The sequence below is a fragment of the uncultured Shimia sp. genome, from assembly GCF_913054185.1.
Lineage (GTDB): Bacteria > Pseudomonadota > Alphaproteobacteria > Rhodobacterales > Rhodobacteraceae > Shimia.
Genome location: NZ_CAJXIV010000089.1, coordinates 1 through 17,298, shown reverse-complemented (window position 1 = coordinate 17,298; position 17,298 = coordinate 1). Strand labels below are relative to the sequence as shown.

Below are 17,298 nucleotides of genomic sequence, written 5' to 3'. Positions count from 1 at the left end.
GGTCGGACATAACCGAATTCACTGCGTCCTGCACCGGTTTGGCCAAGATCCCACCCGGTTCATTGCCAAAGGTGATCCCTTTTGCATGCATGTAATTCCGCATCACAATCGCGCCCTCGTGGAACTTGTCGGGGTTGGCGACCATTGGAGCGATGTGGGGCAGGACCGAGAACATGCCTTGCTCCCAAAAATGACCCTCTTCAAAGTTGGATTGTTCCTTGGCGGATGTGCTCCAGCCATCCATGATATCTTGGGTGATGCCAGCTTGATCCAGGGCGAAGGAGTTTAGCACAAACTCATGGCAGGACCGCAGCCAGATAATAACGGGACGTGTGGAGCTGATTTCGTCCAGATCGCTGCGGGTGAGCGGGCCATAAAATGCAGTATGATAACCCCAACTGAACAGCAGGTCCTCGGGAGACTCCAGCTTGTCTTCGGCAGCCGTCAAACGCTCCACGAAATCATTTTTGTCTTTCAACGCGGGTACCGTCCCCGTGGGCAGTTCCCAGTCTTCGATCGACAGAATCTCGGATGACATGGACAGGGACGCAAGTAGCGGGTGCGCATGTTGGGCAATAAAACCGGGAACAATCACTTTGTCTTGAAAGGTTGTATCCACTTCATAGGCCCTATCACCAACGCTGACCTTTACGTCCTCCAGAGTGCCACAGGACAGAATGCGGTCGTTTACAACCGCAACAGCACTGACTGTTGGTTGTGACGGATCAAGCGTGACAATCTCGCGGGCGGAATAGATCGTTATAGTGGCATCCATGACCAACAGTTTACCAAGATCAGAAAGTGAGGATGTTTTCGCCAAGGCCATCGCCGCAGGAGAGACTAAAAAAGTTGCGCTCAAGAGGCCGGTTCTTAAAAATGCTCTGCGGTCTAAATGGGTCATCGTATTTCCTACTAGCTTAACAACATGGGCAAAGGATGCGGAAAGTTTGGGGGGGCATTAGCTGCAATACAACCCTAGTTTGAATTCTTGTTGCTGTAGGCGGAATTTCACCCATTGGCTACGGAAAATTCCAACGTCAGGAAGGGGCCGTTCGCCAAACTTTGCAAAGTCCATTGCTGTGCAAGACCGCTCACCCCTCACGCCTTCGTGACCCCAATGTGTGTTGACCTCCCCCCACTGGAACCTGTCACACCTTACGCAAACAAAATCACGAGGCACGCATGGCACACACCCCAAAATCTCCCCGGTTCACCCGCCGATCCTTTCTGATCAGCAGCACGCTCACCCCTTTTGTGGCCGCCGCCCCCGCGCTGGCGCTCACCGAGGCGGAGCCGGAACCATCCGTACAGCGCAACGTCTCCTCCTTCCGCACCCATGCTTGGCAAGACCATTTTGACACGCTTGGCGCGGGTTTGATCATCTCAGACACCACCACCCGCGTGTTGCAGCACTGGACGGCGGATGGCGAGATGCGCATCTACCCAACTTCTGTGCCGCTCACCGACGAGCTGACCAAACGTGGCTACACTGAAGTCACTGAAAAACGCGCCAACCCCGGCTGGGCGCCCACGCCTTCGATGCGCAAACGCAACCCCGAATGGCCTGCCTATGTGCAAGGCGGCGATCCCTCCAACCCGCTTGGCACCCGCGCGCTGTATCTCTCGTGGCAGTACTACCGCATCCACGGCACCCACGACACGCGCAAGATTGGCCGACGCTCCTCCAACGGCTGCATTGGTCTCTATAACGAACACATCGAAGAGGTGTTTGACCGCACCAAAGTCGGCACCAAAGTCAAACTGATCTGATCCTGCAAATGACCAAAACACTCCTCAAAGGCGGGGCCGTTGTGGCCCTCGCCGCCGCCGCAGTGGCCATCTATCAAGTGCGCTCCACACCGGAAACGACCACCGGCGCAACAGCCTCAAGCACCAGCAGTTCCACCACCATGGTCGCCGTCAAACTGCCCTCCGCCCACAGCGAATTGGCGCAAATGGGCAAGCAAGCCTTTGAGGCCACCTGCGCCGCCTGCCATGGCGAAAACGCCGCGGGCCAAAACGGCGTCGCCCCGCCGCTGGTGCATAAGATCTATGAACCAAGCCACCACGCTGACATGGCTTTCTTTAGGGCGGTCGACACCGGCGTGCGCGCCCATCACTGGGCCTTTGGCAACATGCCTCCGTTGGCAGGCTTGACCAAAGGTGACGTGAAAGCCATCGTGGCTTACGTTCGCGAACTGCAACGCGAAAACGGCATTTTTTGAACATCTAACACCGCCGTCCCGTCTCCACTTCAATACCGACCCGTAAGAGTGCCCCCAATGCCCCTCACCCGCCGCCAGTTCCTCGCCAGCACCGCCGCCCTGGCCCTGACGCCCAAAACCAGCTTAGCAAGCACCACACCGGTGATTGAGGCCACCACAGGCCGTGTGCAACTGATTGATGCGGAGTTTGGCGACTACCCGGAAACCGAGGTCTGGGGCTACAACGGGTCTGTTCCGGGCCCGCTCCTGCGCTTCAAACAGGGCGACACCCTCAAGCAAGAGCTGCTCAACAGCCTGCCCAGCCCCACAGCGATCCACTGGCACGGCTTCCGCGTGCCCAACGCCATGGACGGCGTGCCCGGCCTGACCCAGGACGCGGTGCCCACCGGCGACCGCTTCCACTACGAGTTCCCACTCAAAGACGCTGGCACCTACTGGTACCACTCCCACAACCAATCCACCGAACAGGTCGCCCGCGGCCTTTATGGCGTGGTTGTGGTGGAGGAAGCCAACGCCCCGAACGTCGACCACGACATCGTTGTGGTGCTGGACGATTGGCGGCTCAGTGACGACGCCCAGATCACCGATGACTTTAACGCCATGCACGACTGGACCCACGCCGGACGGCTAGGCAACTACATCCACGCGCAGCTGTCTGAGCAGCCGGATACTGTGCCCGAAAACGCCCGCCTGCGCCTGCGCTTTGTCAATGTCGCTACCGACCGCGTGATCACCGTCTCAGTGCAGGGCGGCGACGGCAAACTCGTCGCCCGCGATGGCATGCCTCTGGACACACCCGAGCCACTGGATGCGATGACCTTTGGCCCAGCGGAACGCGCAGACGTGATCCTCGATGCCAAAGCCAACGAGGCCAACGCGCTGCAAATTGTCCTGCACGAGGGCGACACAGGCTACCTGCTGAAAGAAATCCCTATCGCGGGTACGCAACCCGCCCGCGACGCGATCCAGCCCCTGCCCGCCAATCCCATGCCTCGCCTGACGGACCTCTCGGGCGCCGTCACTGTGCCCCTACACATGGAAGGCGGCGCCATGGGCGGCCTGCGCGAAGCCACCTACAAGGGCGAAACACTGGACGTGCGCAGCTTGGTCGACAAAGGCCAGGTCTGGGCCTTCAACGGCCAGGCCGGCCTCAGTGACACGCCGCTGGTGGAAGTCCCCCAAGGCCAAATCGTGCGCATTCCAATGCAAAACGACACGTCATTCGCCCACGCCATGCACCTGCACGGCACCCATTTTCAGGAAGTCCAGCCCGATGGCAGCTTTGGCCCCCTGAAAGACACCATCCTGATGCAACCACGCGAAACCCGCGAAATCGTCTTCATCGCGGGCGCGCCAGGCAAATGGTTGATGCACTGCCACATGTTGTCCCATGCGGCTTCCGGCATGCGCACCTGGATCAAGGTGGTGTGACAGAAACCGTCTCCAATACAAACTGCGTCACCGGACCCGGCGTTTTGTGTACCAAAAAAAATCTCATCCATCCCTTGAGGAAACAACACAATCAAAGCAAGTATCTATGAGGAACAACTCACTTCACTGACCTTTTTGGAATACATGTTTTTTAAGATCTCCCCCGACCAGCTACGCCGGCCCGTCCTGCGCGCCATTCTGATATCGCTAGTGGGCATTTTTCCCGCCCTCAACACCACCGCACTGGCGCAAGACATTTTCCCGGTCACGGACAAAGGCGGCTTGCACGGCGCATACATAGTCCCCATTGAAGACTTCGACCGTGTCGACGTGCAGCTCATTGTATTGTCCGGTGCCTATGACGATCCAAACCCGTCAGGCACCGCCCATTTGACAGAACACCTCGCCGCCTTCTCCGCCGATTCAACCGTCCTCAGAAAGGCCCGAGAGCGCGACATCAACGCAAAAACCTTCAACGCGGCCACGGTGTACACCAACGCCGGTCAGCCTGCGGACTTGGAGAAACTCCTGCGGTTGTCTCGTGCAGTTCTGGACACCCCGAAACTTCCAGATGGGTTTGCACAAAGCGAGATCGACATTGTCGAACGTGAGACGTTCTTACGGGAGCGCCAATATCCCAGCCGGTGGCTGACTCGACTTGTGTTGCAAGATCTGTACGAAACCCCGCGTGGACGGGCGAACAATACCGTAGACGACCTGCCCAACCTGAACCTTGCGACCGCATATCAGTTTCACAAAGATCACTATGTCCCTTCCAATGTCACGGTGATCGTCTCCGGAAAAATTGACCGTGACGAAGCCGCAGAATTGGTCACGCAAGTTTTTGGAGACACAGCACGCTCCACACCGCCAGCCAAACCATGGCTGGACCAAAAACCGCTCCTCACGCTCCGGTCTATAAAACACATAAACACAAACCGATTGCCGCGAGACACAGTGCAATTTGCCAAGTTCATCGACTTCGAAGATCACCCGAGCAGTTTTGAACTGCAGGGGGCGTTTTTTATCGCTGTCGACATTCTGAACACTCGGTTGGAAAACGCCTTGCACTTTAACGACGTGCGATTCCTCGGAGTCGATATGGACTGGTACTTTGCCACAAACGCCGATCTGGAAATGACCCTGAGTGTAGAGTTGATGCCTGGCTTCGCTCTGGGGGAAGCCCATCGCAATCTGCGAACAACAATGAAGTTATTACTCAGAGAGCCAATTGGTGCAGAAGAAATCAAGCGGTCGCGCCAGAAAGCGATTGTCAACGCTCAACACGCGTCCCGCACCCCGTCTGGCATTCACGGGTTCCTCAAGAACCTTGCAGCCGATGGTTTCCCGCCATTCAGCCCGTCACGTTTCATAGACCTGATCAACGCCACCACAGATCAGGAGGTGATCGATTTTGCGGACAAGGTCATGCAGCCGTCAGCAACCGCGACCATCCTGGCCAAAAAGGTAGATTGATATGCGCTCACTGATACGCCAAGTGACCGCCGGTTTTCTGCTTGCGCTAAGCCTTGTCTCCACCCCACAAGCCCGCGCGGAACTGATCGCCGCCAATGATGACACCCGATCGTTTTATCTTTTGCCTCTGCGCAACGGTCTGTCCGCACTTACATTGGTCTGGCCAATGCAACAGGTCACAGAGGAGCGAGCACATGCGATGTCCGCAGGCCTGCTCAGCGTGATAACCGGCGGCACGTCAAGCCGCTCTCCCCATGAAATCCACGAATATCTGGAACTGAAGGGGATTGAACAGGTTGTTACCTCCACCCGGAGACACCTGCTACTCACGGTTTCTGCACCAAACGAGGTCTTTCCGGAAACCCTGGTGCACCTTGAAAACCTTTTGCTGGAATCGACCTACTCCAACGATTGGTACCAGAGGGATCTACAAGCGGTCCGCATTGAGCACTCAACCCTCACCCGTGATCCGGGCAGTGTCCTAGGCGAAATTGACGGTTTCCTAAACTACAATCCTAGCGACGCATCATCCCCACCATCGGACCAGACGTTTCGTTTTGGCCGTCCAAGTCACGCCATCTTACGATCCGGTGACGAAGAGGTCGAGCAGCGCGTCGCCAAGCTGCTGGCAAAACTTCCACGCCACAAAGTGAACGTGCGGGTGACCATGCCGAAATGGCTCGAGATCATGCTGGGTCGCAATCGCTTCCCCTTTGAACTGCCCACCGGCACCATTCATTTTCAAGATCCCTCCTCCAGCGAAATGTTGATCCTATTGGCCAAAGCGCAAATGTTTGAAGACGAGCCGCAAATGGTCGGTGCCAACCTGCTGGTGGACTATATTGGTGCCAATCAAGACTCTGAAATGTTTCGCCTTCTGAGACAAGAGATGCGTGCCAGCTATGATCCGCGCTCGCATTTTGTGACATTTGACAAAAACAAGGCGGTCATCCTTTTCAGCACCACTGTGGAGGCCGACACATGGCCTGAAATCTATACGACGCTTCAGAGTATCTACCAAACCGTGCGCACAGGAAACGTGGCCCAGGCCCGTTTGGAAATGCAGCGCAAAATCAAGTTGAGGCGCTTTTCTGACAACTTCTTCCACACCCCGGACTGGGGCGCCGATCAGCTTCTGTATGAGTATCCCAATGGGTCCGACGGTGACATTTTCCTGCCAATCGTCGATGCTATGGAGACTGCCTCGGCACCTGATATTATTGCAAGCGCCGAAACCTTCCTGCCACCTCTAGAGAACTACCTACTCATCTTAATTGGTGGAGGTGACGCTCCATCTCCCGCGCTAAAATCCAACGGTTACTGCGCCTTGCCTGCCAACACACCACTCAAGCACTGCCTGGAAAAGCTCTCAAACATGGGGAATTGACGTGGGCCTATCAAACCTGATTACGGAACGCTCTGAGCCTCGGCAGATGTGTAAACCCCGCGATCAGGAGACCCCGCATCTCACAACACCACCATGCGTTCCGACACTGGCGAAGACTGAACGATCGACGAATTGGTCGCCCCATACGGCACCAACCGATCAATCACCGCCTCCATCTCCGCCACATCGCGCACATGCGCCCGCGCCACAAAACAATCCTCACCGGACACGCGTTCGCAGACCACAATCTGCGGCGTGTCCTGAATGGCCGCAATCATATTGCCCATTTCGCCGGGCATCGGACGCGCCCGGATCAAAACCGTCAGCCCATAGCCAAGTTTGGCCGGATCAATCTGCGCCGCGTAGCCGGTGATAATCCCCACATCCTCCAGACGCCGCACCCGGTCGGCCACACTGGGGGCTGACAACCCTACGCGCCGGGCCAACTCCGCCCGCGCAATCCGTGCGTCTGCTCTGAGGGCACGCAGAATCGCCACATCAATAGGGTCAAGAACGCCACCTTCAGATCGAAGGCCATTCCCTTCTTCAACCTTTGTATCCATCACAATTTCCGCCATATCCCCGCCGCCTTGCCATATCCTACATGCGTTTCAGCTTGCATTGTGATCCCATGTCAAATCAAGCCCCCAGCCCTGCGGCCCGCCCCCCAGACCACCTGTCCCGCCTGTCAGAAACCGTGCCGCCACAGGCATGGTTTGCTGTGTCTGCTGTGTTCCACTACCTCGGCCCGGCCTTTGCTGTGCTGTTGTTCCCGGTGGTGGGTGTACTTGGCGTTGCCTGGTTCCGTATCGCCTCCGCCGCGCTGTTTTTTGCCCCCCTCACAAAACCCTGGCGCACCTTCAAAAACGCCTCGCCGCGCGAGCGGGCTTTGCTGCTGGCCCTTGGTGCGTGCCTGGCGGTGATGAACTGCGCGTTTTACTTGGCATTGGACCGCCTGCCCATCGCGCTTGTCGCCGCCATTGAGTTTGTTGGCACTGTAGGCATCGCGCTTTGGGGCCTGCGCAGCTCCCGCAATTACCTGGCCTTTGCTGTGGCCAGCGTGGGCGTGGCGTTGCTCATTGACGTACCCGCCCTTCTGACAGCGCAAGGCGCCGCCTTGACCTCAGACCTTCTGGGACTGTTCTGGGCCCTGCTGAATGGCGGCTTGTTTGTGCTCTACATCGTCCTGGGCCATAAAATCTCCGAAGGCGGCGCTTCCGGCGGAGTTGAGCGCCTGGGCGCCGCGATGACCGCTGCCTTTCTCTGCGTCATGCCCATTGGGGTCCTTCAGGCGCTGGAGGCCTTTGGCGCGCCAATGTTGGTTCTGGCAGGTATCGGTGTTGGCCTGTGTTCCTCGGTGATCCCGTATGTCTGTGATCAACTCGCCATGGCCCGCCTGCCCCGCGCCAGCTTCGCCTTTCTACTGGCCCTCCTGCCAGCCTCAGCCACACTCATTGGCGTCTTTGTCTTGCGCCAAATCCCAAATATGATCGACCTGCTGGGGGTCGCCTTGGTTATGATCGGCGTGGCGGTGCACAAACCTTTGCCAGCGCCAAAGGCAACCAATAACCAAAGCTAAAGAACCCACTTGGCAAGCCCCTTGCTCATACTGCCACCCCAAAACCGACCGCCACCCTGATGGGCGGCGGTCGGAGGCGTTTAGGAGACAACCTCAATGGTCAGGTGAGCGATATGGAACCGCTCGCGCATGATATCTCTGACCCTTTCCCGGACAGGTGCAGCCTCAACATCCGGGTGCAACTGAATTTCCAGCGTCGCCATGGGCCGCTCCTGTGTCACCGACCAGGCATGCAGGTGCTGCACCGCCGCAAGCCCATCAACCTCTTCAACCAACACACGTTTGACCTCGCGGCTGTCAAACCCATGCGGCGCACCTTCCAACAAGATGTGCGTACTTTCTTTCACAACTTTGAACGCCGATCGCAAAATAAGCAGCACCACAAGAATGGACAAAATGGGATCAATCGGAGTCCATCCGGTGTAGATGATCACCAGCGAGGCAATCAGCGCAGCCACTGACCCCAACAAGTCCCCTGCCACATGCAAGGCCGCAGCCCGCACATTGAGATTGTCACTCTCCCCACGGGTCAGCATCCAAAACGCGATGATATTCACCACCAACCCGCCCAGCGCGACCCAAAGCATCAAGCCGCCCATAACCTCCTGCGGCTCCCGCAACCGGCTGATGGCCTCAAATGTGATCCAAATGGCAATCGCAAACAGAGACAGCCCGTTCACAAAGGCCGCAAGCACGGAAAATCGGTCAAATCCGTAGGTGCGCTTCCAGTCAGCTGGCCGTCGCGCCAACCGGAAAGCAAACCAAGCCAACATCAAAGAGGCAAAATCGGTCAGCATGTGCCCCGCATCCGCGATCAGGGCCAATGAGCCGGAGATCACCCCGCCAAACACCTCGGCGAACATAAATCCACCGGTCAGCACAGCCGCAATTGCAATCTTGCGCTCGTCTTTTGGCACATGGGAATGGCCGGGGTCAGAATGATTGTGATCGGTCATGATGCATGCTCCGGTACAAGGGTTTTGTCTCCGCCAGGAATGGCTGGCACCACGCCACGTCGCATCTTGGCAACACGGCGGTTCATCCAGTGGCGCAGCACAGTGCGGTAGAACACGCCACGCAGCCCGGTCAGGTCCTGCTGGTGAACCGCATAAAAATCATCCGGCGCATCAAAGACGCCAAAATCATTGTTGATGCCGGTCTTCTGAATGTAGGTGTCCACTTCCCGCCACGCGACATCCGGATCTTGAAGGCAATCCGTGCCAGCACCGTAAGCACACAGGGAATTGCGACCGGGAAAAGCCTTTTGCAACGCGGTGATAACCGGCTCGTCGAGGATAAACCCCTCCAGATTGATCCACCGCCCGTCAAAGTCCACCTCCACCCAAGAGTGCAGAATGTTTTTGGGCGCCATCCAGAACGCCAACTCAGGCACAACACCACGCTGCAATCCCTTGTCGATGGTGAACCCGTGAAGACGGCACGGGATGCCTACGGCCCGCAACAGCGCCATCAGAAGTGTCGCCTTGGTGTTACACTGGCCATAGCCGTCTTTCAAAATCGCCGACGCTTGGCGGGTATCATCAACATTGTAGCCAAATCTGATCTCGTTGCGCACAAAGTCATAAACCGCGCCAATGCGTGCGCTGAGGGGGAGTGTGCGCCATCCCCGTTTTTCAACAAGAAACTGCAGCGCTGGAGCCTGGAAATCCAACATAGGGGTTTCGGCAAGATAGGAATTTTGGGACATTTCGAATCGCTTTCGTTTAGGTCCCAACCTATATAGAACCTCTAGCCACTAGAGCTTCAAGAGGGAAATGTCATGTTTTCGATTGGTCAGTTGTCCACACGTACAGGCGTGAAGGTGCCTACCATCCGCTACTATGAGCAAATCGGCCTGTTGCCGGACCCGGAACGCACCGGTGGAAATCAGCGGCGCTACACAACACACGGCCTGGAAAGGCTTGTCTTCATCCGCCATGCCCGCGATCTCGGTTTTTCGATTGAAGCCATCCTCGCGCTCATAGAATTGCAAGAGCACCCGGATCACACCTGCCAATCCGCCACAGCGATCACCAGCACCCAACTGCAAGCGGTTCAGGAGAAAATCAAAAGCCTCAAACGGCTGGAGGCCGAGTTGCTGCGATTGGAAGAAGGCTGCTCCGGCGACGGCGTGTCAAACGAATGTTACATCATGACGTCACTGGCAGATCACAAACTGTGCCTTAACGAGCATTGATCTCACGGCCACAAAGGCCCCGCACAGTGTCGGGGCTGTCCCTGTCAGCATTCCCACCCCTTACGGCTGATACGGGCAGCGCGCTGTTGTGCAAAACAATGCGCAGTACGCTGTCTGCATCTTTCTAAAAGCCAAAGCGCTTGCTGGCTCTGGTCACCTTGCCGTCTTTGCCCATCAAAATGCCCATGTCCACGATGGTCACCACCTTGGATCGCCCCAACGTCACCCTTGCAGCGCGTTGCCTCACCGCTAGCTTGCGCCTCATGCAAATGACCTGGCACACCACAGCGCTCACCGATGGCACCGCAACCGCCTGGCAAAACGCCAGCACAGGCCCCGCGGTTGTCTTCCATCACGCCACCGCGCTTGGTCCGCGCTGTTATGCGCCGCTCCTCACGGAACTGGGCAATAACTACCACCTCAAGGCGCTCGCCATGCGGCCCTTGTGGCAAGACGCCCCCCCGCCAAATCCCCGGCGTGAGTGGGATCTTTTTGCTGACGACTTGATTGAGTGGATCGAGGCCACGCAGGACACACCGGTCTTAGCCATGGGCCACTCCATCGGCGCCGCCACCACTGCGATGGCTGCTGTCAAACGCCCCGAGCTGTTCAAAGGTCTGGTGCTGATCGAACCCGCCGGTGTCACCCGCCGCATTCGCGTCCTGCTCAAACTCTTGCCATACCGCTTACGGCAAACCAAAGGCCCCGCTGCCGAGGTGCTCAGCGGCCCTACCCACTGGCCAGACCTCCCGTCCGCTTTCGCCTATTACCGCGCGTCCAAAGCTTACCGTCGCTTTGACGACGCCACCCTGCGCAACTTGATCGCCGCGCTCACTGTCGCAACGGACACCGGCATTAAACTGGAGTACCCCCGCAACTGGGAGGCGCACCTCTACGCCACCCCACCCCACATCCTGCCAACACTCAAACGTCTCTCCGTGCCCACCGAAGTCATCATCGGCAAACCCTCGCTGTTCATGGACCCTTCCATCGCCCGCAACCTACGCGCAAACCGTCCGGACATAACCTTCCAAACCCTGCGTGACTACGGCCACCTGCTCCCACTGGAAGCCCCCACACAAGTCGCCGCCGCCGCCCGCACCGCCCTCAACCGGTTGGCCTAAAAACTTCCCGCTTGCCCCCATCGCGCCAAGCTGCCCCTATGTCGCCAACCAACGACACCGGAAACAGCCCATGACCGCAGATCAGATCATCGCGCACCTCAACCTGACCCCGCATCCCGAAGGCGGCCACTACCGCCAAACCTGGATTGCCGCGAGCGCAGACGGCACCCGCCCTGCAGGCACCTCCATCTACTTCTTGCTGAAAGCGGGCGAAACCTCCCACTGGCACCGCGTTGACGCTGCTGAAATCTGGCACTACTACGCCGGCGCACCGCTGATCCTGTCGCTCGCAGAGACAGATCAAGGCCCGGCCATCGATCACGTACTTGGCCCCGACCTCGCCGCAGGCCAATACCCACAACACATCGTGCCCAAAGACCACTGGCAAGCCGCCCGCAGCACCGGCGACTGGACCCTCGTGGGCTGCACTGTCTCCCCGGCGTTTCAATTTGAAGGATTTGAATTGGCGGCCCCGGGCTTTGTCATTCCGCAATGAGCGCACCTCTGGACCACAAACAAGCACTCGCTGAGCTGCCCGCTGAACGCCGTGTGGCCTTACAAACCCGGTCCAATGCCGCAGGTCTCCGCCACCTCGTGCTGTATCTGGCTGCGCTTCTGGCGTGCCTGCTCTGGGTGGCGCTCAAACTTCCTCTTTGGCAGGCGGCGGTGCTCCCACTTGGTATCCTCTGGAGTTTCCTCTTCACCCTCAGCCACGAATGTACCCACGACACACCATTTGCCACGCAATGGATCAACCGCGTCGTGGGTCACGCCTGCGCTGTGCCGCTTATTTTACCATTCACCTGGTTTCGCGCCTTCCATTTGGCCCACCACAAACACACCAATGATCCCGCCAACGACCCGGAATTGGCACACGGCGGCCGTCCCGATACTTGGCACACTTATGTGATTTACCTCTCCGGTTGGGGCTACTGGCGCACCTCACTCAAGACGCTGACGTCCAACACCACGGGCCCGCACGCGGCCCCTTATCTGCCAGGTCGCAAACACACCGCCGTGCGGCAGGAAGCCCGCCTGCTCCTCGCGATCTATGGCCTGATCGGTCTGAGCTTGCTGCTCTCCCCTCTGGCCTTCTGGCTATGGATCCTGCCCAGCCTCATCGGCCAACCCTTTTTGCGCGCCTACCTGCTGGCAGAGCACGGTCACTGCCCGCCTGTGGCCAACATGTTGGAAAACTCGCGCACCACGTTTACAAACCGGATCATTCGGTTTCTCGCGTGGAACATGCCGTATCACGCAGAACACCACGCCTTCCCGAATGTGCCGTTTCACCAGCTCCCCGAGTTGCACAAAGACCTTCAGGACCACTTGCAAAACACGTCCAAAGGATATGCAGGGTTTCACAGAGGCTATCAGGCTGGCTTATCCTCGGACTGACAGAAGATCGCCAATTTACCCCGCAGGCTCACTCACCGTGCCACCACCCACCAGCGCCATCACGCCTGTGGTGCTTGGGCAGCTCGTTGGCAAGCCCCGTGCCACCCGCACCGCCAGATAGGCAAAGGCCTGTGCCTCCAGCATATCGCCATCCAGCCCAACCTCTTCAACAGGCACCACCGGACAATCCAGCGACACCCGCAACATCTCCATCAACACCGGATTATGCCGCCCACCACCCGTGACCAGCACCCGGCTCGGGGCCACAGGGCAATGCCCCATACCCTGCGCCACAGAAGCTGCACACATCGCCGTCATGGTCGCGGCGGCATCTTCATCACACAGCTCGCGCACCAAATCCATCATCTCGGGAAAATCATTGCGGTCGAGCGATTTGGGCGGCATGCGCGAGAAATACGCCTCCTGCAGAAACAGCTCCAACGCCCCGGTCTCAACCGTGCCTTTTGCAGCAATTTTCCCACCTTCATCAAACGCCAACCCGCGCCGCTCACGCAACATATCATTCAGCGGCGCATTGGCAGGTCCGGTGTCAAACGCCAGCAACGCCCCCTTTTCTTCCGCCGCAGCTTTGCGTGGATCAACCCAGGTGATGTTGCCCACACCGCCCAGGTTCAAAAACACCACCGGCTCGGTTGCCCCAAACCACTTGGCACAGGCAAAATGGAAAAACGGCGCCAACGGCGCACCTTCCCCGCCCAGCGCCACATCGGCGGAACGGAAATCCCACACCACCGGCACGCCCAGCGCCTCAGCCAGAGCTTGTCCATCGCCCACCTGACAGGTCCCACGACCTCGCGGCTCATGTGCCAACGTTTGCCCATGAAAGCCCACGAGCGCCACATCCTGAAACCTGCCCAGCACCTCCGCATGCGCCGCTTCAATCACCGCCGCCGCGGCCTCCGCCTCCGCCCCGGACCAATGGCCCAGCGCTTGCGTCAGCACCGCCTGTTCCTCTTCGGAATATCCACGATAGGCCGTTGCCCCAAACTCATGGATCACCCGCCCATCGGTCTCCACCACAGCCGCATCCACACCATCCAATGACGTGCCTGACATCGCGCCCAGCGCGGTCACAACCGCCGCCTCACCCTGGCCCTTCAACATGGCCTTATCCTTTTGGTTTGCTCACCCACGCCGCACTCAAGCACGGTGGCAGAACCTTAAAGGATAGCCACGCCTCATCACCAGCCCAAAACAAAAAAGCCCCACGCTCTGTGTGTAATATCCAGAACGTGGGGCAACCTTCATACGGAACGCTCCGACTTCAGCGAGTATGGGGAGCCCCCAAAGCCGGAGACAGAGGCGCTCTGTGCCCCTCCCGTCGCCAGGCTGCGCGTGACTTCACCCGAACCACAATCGCAATCAGCCCAAGGCAAATCCAGAACACCTGGATCATAAACGACCCAAGATTGAAGTCCTGCACCAGACTCACCAGGACAAGCCCCGCACCAAAAATATTGATGACAAAAAAGGCGATGTCCTGACTGCTGAGAAAGCGAAAGGTGATCAGAGTATAGTTGGTCAGGTAAAGGCAAAACCCCAACACGCCACACCCAGTTGAAACAGGGGTGGGAAGCGCCTGAATATATTCAATAACATACGCAAACAATAACCGCGCTCCCCGATAAATAACTTCCTGTTCAATGAGCGTGAATCTACCTGAAGCAGGCGCGCGCCCTATCCCCACTTGGGGACAATCAACACATCCTCAGGTATTCCATACCATCTGGTCAAAACTCAGGAATATCGTAGCGCAAGGCGTCCTGCCCGATGTCCTTTCCAGCCGCCCGCGCCGCCAGCCAGGGCCAGTTCTCGATGTGATGATAGTGGCCTTTTCCTTCTAGAATGGTCAGCGTTGCATTGTGTAAGTGCTGCTGTAGCAACTCAGCCCCTTGCACAGGTGCCACATTGTCATCCGGCCCTTGGAAAATCTCCACAGGCGTACGGATGTCAGACGGATCAAAATCCCACCCCTGCGCATTCAGCAGGTTCTCCTCCACCATGCCCTCCATGCCAGAAGCCGTGCGCAGCGCCAGCATCTCTGCCGTGCGCCTTCGGATCACCGGACAGGACAAAATACGAATATCGTCCGCGCTGCGGGAGCGACGGCAATAGCGATCAAAATAGCGTTCTTTGTTTTGCAGGATCGAGCGCACCAAAAACGGAATGATCTGGCGCAGCATCGACGGCCAGTGCCGCCCCAGTATGCAGGACATATGGTAAAACTGGTCCAGCTCCCGCCAGTTTTCATGGCGATAAAACGGATAGCTGGCCGAAGACAGCACCACCTTGGATATCCGGTCTTGCAACTCATGTGTCACGGCCAGTGCAGACCCGCTGCCAAACGACACCGACAACACCCCGGCTTTTGCAATACCGAAATGATCCAATAACTCTCGCACGTCTGACGCAAAATCCCGTAGGCTGGACATCTCCGACGGGTCGGACCAAAAGCTGCCCGGCCGACACGGACAGATCAGCCGCACGCCATTTTTCGCCAACATGTCATAGCACCGCTGCGGATACCCAATCACGTCGATGGTCACACCCGACAACGCATCAAACACCAACACCGGCGCACCATCTTGTGGCCCAAGAACAAAATACTCATGCTGACGCCCATCGCTCAGCGTAATGCGGTTGCGCACTTGAAACAGAGCGCTTGCAGGCACGTCCTGTGACCGCACAGCCACAAGCGGTGATTGCGCCAAAAGCGCCGCCACCTCACTGCGGCTGTTGGTGTTGGTCTTGCCATATACCCGCTTCAGGTAGGTGCGCACACTTTCATACGATATTCCCATACGTCGCGCCGCTTCCCGCAGATCATAAGATTGCCCCATATGGCGCAACACTTCCGCCTCCCGCCGCGTCAGCCCATGTTGCTTGGCCAAATGATCTGCCCCCATGTGGGATTGCTGCCCCGAGGACATCACCACACTGGCAGCAATCGAAGGGAAGCCAATCCGCGCAGCGTCCTCACGCGGCAAAATGATAATATCCGCAGCCCCGTCTTTCTGGCTTTGAAATTCCAGCGCTTTTCCCGTGCGGTTCACCTCTTCAGCACAGCGCGACAGACCTCTTTCCTCGCCAGACTTCGGCAAAAACACCTGTACCTCCCCGCCCATTGAGACTGGGGTAGGCAGCACCTCATGCATCGCACTGTTGGCCATCAACACCTGCCCCTCCTCATTGAGCAGCGCCACGCCAAAGGCAAAACTGTTCAGGATGGAAGACAGATACGCCTCGCGCTCCTGCAACCCGACCACACGCTCTGATATGCTAAACGCCCGCCGGAAATGCCGTGACAGGTTTTCAAACCCGCGCGTCTCAGCTTCCATCTGGTTGGGACTCTCCAAATACCGGCTGTCACGCGCCCGATGCACCTCTTCCACCAACTCAGAAATCAACTCCGGCCACAGGGAATTGTCCAGAGACGCCTCATAAACGAGGTGCGTCAGTTCCTCAAAACGACTGGTCATTCAAACTACTTCAAAAAAGCTCAGCTTAGCAGCGCGCACCCACAGGACAAAGTGAGGAAACCCTGCCCCCACATCGCCGCACAATCCCGGCTTACAAACACGCGCCCAAGGTGCTAACAGAAGGCAAAACGCCCCTCGGGGACACAGACAACCAACAACGGACAATGAGTGGCACCATGACCTACACGCCCAAATCGGAATTCCTCACCGTGATGCTAGAGCGCGGCTTTGTGGCCGATTGCACAGACTATGAAGCTTTTGACAAAGCGCTCTGTGACGGTGTGGTGCCCGGCTATATCGGCTTTGACGCCACCGCCAAATCCCTGCACGTCGGCTCGCTGATCCAGATCATGATGCTGCGCTGGCTGCAAAAGACCGGCCACAAACCCATCACCCTGATGGGCGGCGGCACCACCAAAGTCGGCGACCCGTCGTTCCGCGCGGATGAGCGCCCATTGCTGACGGATGCACAGATTGACGACAATATCTCTGGCATCAAACAGGTGTTTGCCAAATACCTCGACTACGGCGAGGGCAACACCGATGCGCTGATGCTCAACAACGCCGAGTGGCTCGACGGTCTGAACTACCTCACCTTCCTGCGCGACATTGGCCGCCACTTCTCGGTCAACCGCATGTTGGCGTTTGAAAGCGTAAAGTCGCGCCTGGACCGCGAACAATCGCTGTCCTTCCTCGAATTCAATTACATGATCCTGCAGGCTTATGACTTCCTGGAAATCAACCGCCGCTACGGCTGTCTCGTGCAATTTGGCGGCTCTGACCAATGGGGCAACATCGTCAACGGCATCGACCTGACCCGCCGCGTGGATGAGACCCAGATCTTTGGCCTGACCTCCCCGCTGCTGACCACCTCAGACGGCAAGAAAATGGGCAAATCCGCTGACGGCGCGGTCTGGCTCAACGCTGACATGCGCAGCCCCTATGAGTTCTGGCAGTTCTGGCGCAACACCACCGACGCCG

At 58.0% G+C, this 17,298-nt stretch carries 17 protein-coding genes and 1 pseudogene; 11 read left to right on the top strand and 7 right to left on the bottom strand.

Features of this window, described 5'->3' with window-relative positions:
• Positions 1 to 859 (bottom strand): annotated as a pseudogene (locus QZ517_RS16025) (amidohydrolase); the annotation flags it as partial.
• A 323-nt stretch (positions 860 to 1,182) separates the two neighbouring features.
• On the opposite strand from QZ517_RS16025, the gene QZ517_RS16020 reads away from it, so the two are divergent.
• The 5 genes from QZ517_RS16020 to QZ517_RS16000 all read left to right on the top strand — a co-directional run bounded on the left by QZ517_RS16020 (position 1,183) and on the right by QZ517_RS16000 (position 6,519).
• Positions 1,183 to 1,770 (top strand): L,D-transpeptidase, encoded by a 588-nt coding sequence (locus tag QZ517_RS16020; RefSeq protein WP_294228571.1) that lies wholly within the window; start codon positions 1,183 to 1,185, stop codon positions 1,768 to 1,770.
• Between the two features lie 8 nt (positions 1,771 to 1,778).
• On the top strand, positions 1,779 to 2,225 hold the full coding sequence (locus tag QZ517_RS16015) for a cytochrome c (RefSeq protein ID WP_294228569.1): 447 nt from the start codon (positions 1,779 to 1,781) through the stop codon (positions 2,223 to 2,225).
• A gap of 57 nt (positions 2,226 to 2,282) precedes the next feature.
• Complete coding sequence (locus tag QZ517_RS16010) at positions 2,283 to 3,656, top strand: multicopper oxidase family protein (protein ID WP_294228568.1); 1,374 nt, start codon at positions 2,283 to 2,285, stop codon at positions 3,654 to 3,656.
• A 210-nt stretch (positions 3,657 to 3,866) separates the two neighbouring features.
• Positions 3,867 to 5,132: an insulinase family protein gene (locus QZ517_RS16005; protein WP_294228566.1), complete on the top strand. Its 1,266-nt coding sequence runs from the start codon at positions 3,867 to 3,869 to the stop codon at positions 5,130 to 5,132.
• Between the two features lies 1 nt (position 5,133).
• Positions 5,134 to 6,519, top strand: coding sequence for a hypothetical protein (locus tag QZ517_RS16000; protein ID WP_294228565.1), 1,386 nt, complete (start codon positions 5,134 to 5,136; stop codon positions 6,517 to 6,519).
• Between the two features lie 80 nt (positions 6,520 to 6,599).
• Here the strand turns inward: QZ517_RS16000 and QZ517_RS15995 are convergent, their stop codons facing one another.
• Positions 6,600 to 7,097: an Lrp/AsnC family transcriptional regulator gene (locus QZ517_RS15995; protein ID WP_294228563.1), complete on the bottom strand. Its 498-nt coding sequence runs from the start codon at positions 7,095 to 7,097 to the stop codon at positions 6,600 to 6,602.
• 53 nt (positions 7,098 to 7,150) lie between these two features.
• Here QZ517_RS15995 and QZ517_RS15990 point away from each other — a divergent pair, with 53 nt between their 5' ends.
• Positions 7,151 to 8,098, top strand: coding sequence for an EamA family transporter (locus QZ517_RS15990; RefSeq protein ID WP_294228561.1), 948 nt, complete (start codon positions 7,151 to 7,153; stop codon positions 8,096 to 8,098).
• 80 nt (positions 8,099 to 8,178) lie between these two features.
• Here the strand turns inward: QZ517_RS15990 and QZ517_RS15985 are convergent, their stop codons facing one another.
• Positions 8,179 to 9,054, bottom strand: a complete 876-nt coding sequence (locus QZ517_RS15985) for a cation diffusion facilitator family transporter (protein ID WP_294228559.1) — start codon at positions 9,052 to 9,054, stop codon at positions 8,179 to 8,181.
• On the bottom strand, positions 9,051 to 9,806 hold the full coding sequence (locus QZ517_RS15980; RefSeq protein ID WP_294228558.1) for a transglutaminase family protein: 756 nt from the start codon (positions 9,804 to 9,806) through the stop codon (positions 9,051 to 9,053). Before QZ517_RS15980 ends, QZ517_RS15985 begins: the two co-directional genes overlap by 4 nt.
• A gap of 72 nt (positions 9,807 to 9,878) precedes the next feature.
• Here QZ517_RS15980 and QZ517_RS15975 point away from each other — a divergent pair, with 72 nt between their 5' ends.
• The 4 genes from QZ517_RS15975 to QZ517_RS15960 all read left to right on the top strand — a co-directional run bounded on the left by QZ517_RS15975 (position 9,879) and on the right by QZ517_RS15960 (position 12,817).
• Positions 9,879 to 10,295: a helix-turn-helix domain-containing protein gene (locus QZ517_RS15975; protein ID WP_294228556.1), complete on the top strand. Its 417-nt coding sequence runs from the start codon at positions 9,879 to 9,881 to the stop codon at positions 10,293 to 10,295.
• Between the two features lie 185 nt (positions 10,296 to 10,480).
• Positions 10,481 to 11,419 (top strand): alpha/beta hydrolase, encoded by a 939-nt coding sequence (locus tag QZ517_RS15970; protein ID WP_294228555.1) that lies wholly within the window; start codon positions 10,481 to 10,483, stop codon positions 11,417 to 11,419.
• Positions 11,420 to 11,489: 70 nt separating this feature from the next.
• Entirely contained in the window at positions 11,490 to 11,915 is a 426-nt protein-coding gene (locus QZ517_RS15965) for a cupin domain-containing protein (protein ID WP_294228554.1), read from the top strand.
• On the top strand, positions 11,912 to 12,817 hold the full coding sequence (locus tag QZ517_RS15960) for a fatty acid desaturase (protein WP_294228551.1): 906 nt from the start codon (positions 11,912 to 11,914) through the stop codon (positions 12,815 to 12,817). Before QZ517_RS15965 ends, QZ517_RS15960 begins: the two co-directional genes overlap by 4 nt.
• Positions 12,818 to 12,832: 15 nt before the next feature.
• Here the strand turns inward: QZ517_RS15960 and QZ517_RS15955 are convergent, their stop codons facing one another.
• From QZ517_RS15955 to QZ517_RS15945, 3 genes are all read right to left on the bottom strand, one after another.
• Entirely contained in the window at positions 12,833 to 13,942 is a 1,110-nt protein-coding gene (locus QZ517_RS15955; protein WP_294228549.1) for an anhydro-N-acetylmuramic acid kinase, read from the bottom strand.
• A 160-nt stretch (positions 13,943 to 14,102) separates the two neighbouring features.
• On the bottom strand, positions 14,103 to 14,381 hold the full coding sequence (locus tag QZ517_RS15950; protein WP_294228548.1) for a hypothetical protein: 279 nt from the start codon (positions 14,379 to 14,381) through the stop codon (positions 14,103 to 14,105).
• A gap of 187 nt (positions 14,382 to 14,568) precedes the next feature.
• Positions 14,569 to 16,317 carry an alpha/beta fold hydrolase gene (locus QZ517_RS15945; RefSeq protein ID WP_294228546.1) on the bottom strand — a complete coding sequence of 583 codons (1,749 nt, stop codon included), beginning with the start codon at positions 16,315 to 16,317 and terminating at the stop codon, positions 14,569 to 14,571.
• A gap of 176 nt (positions 16,318 to 16,493) precedes the next feature.
• On the opposite strand from QZ517_RS15945, the gene tyrS reads away from it, so the two are divergent.
• On the top strand, positions 16,494 to 17,298 hold an 805-nt coding region (tyrS, locus tag QZ517_RS15940; protein WP_294228544.1), incomplete at its 3' end, for a tyrosine--tRNA ligase.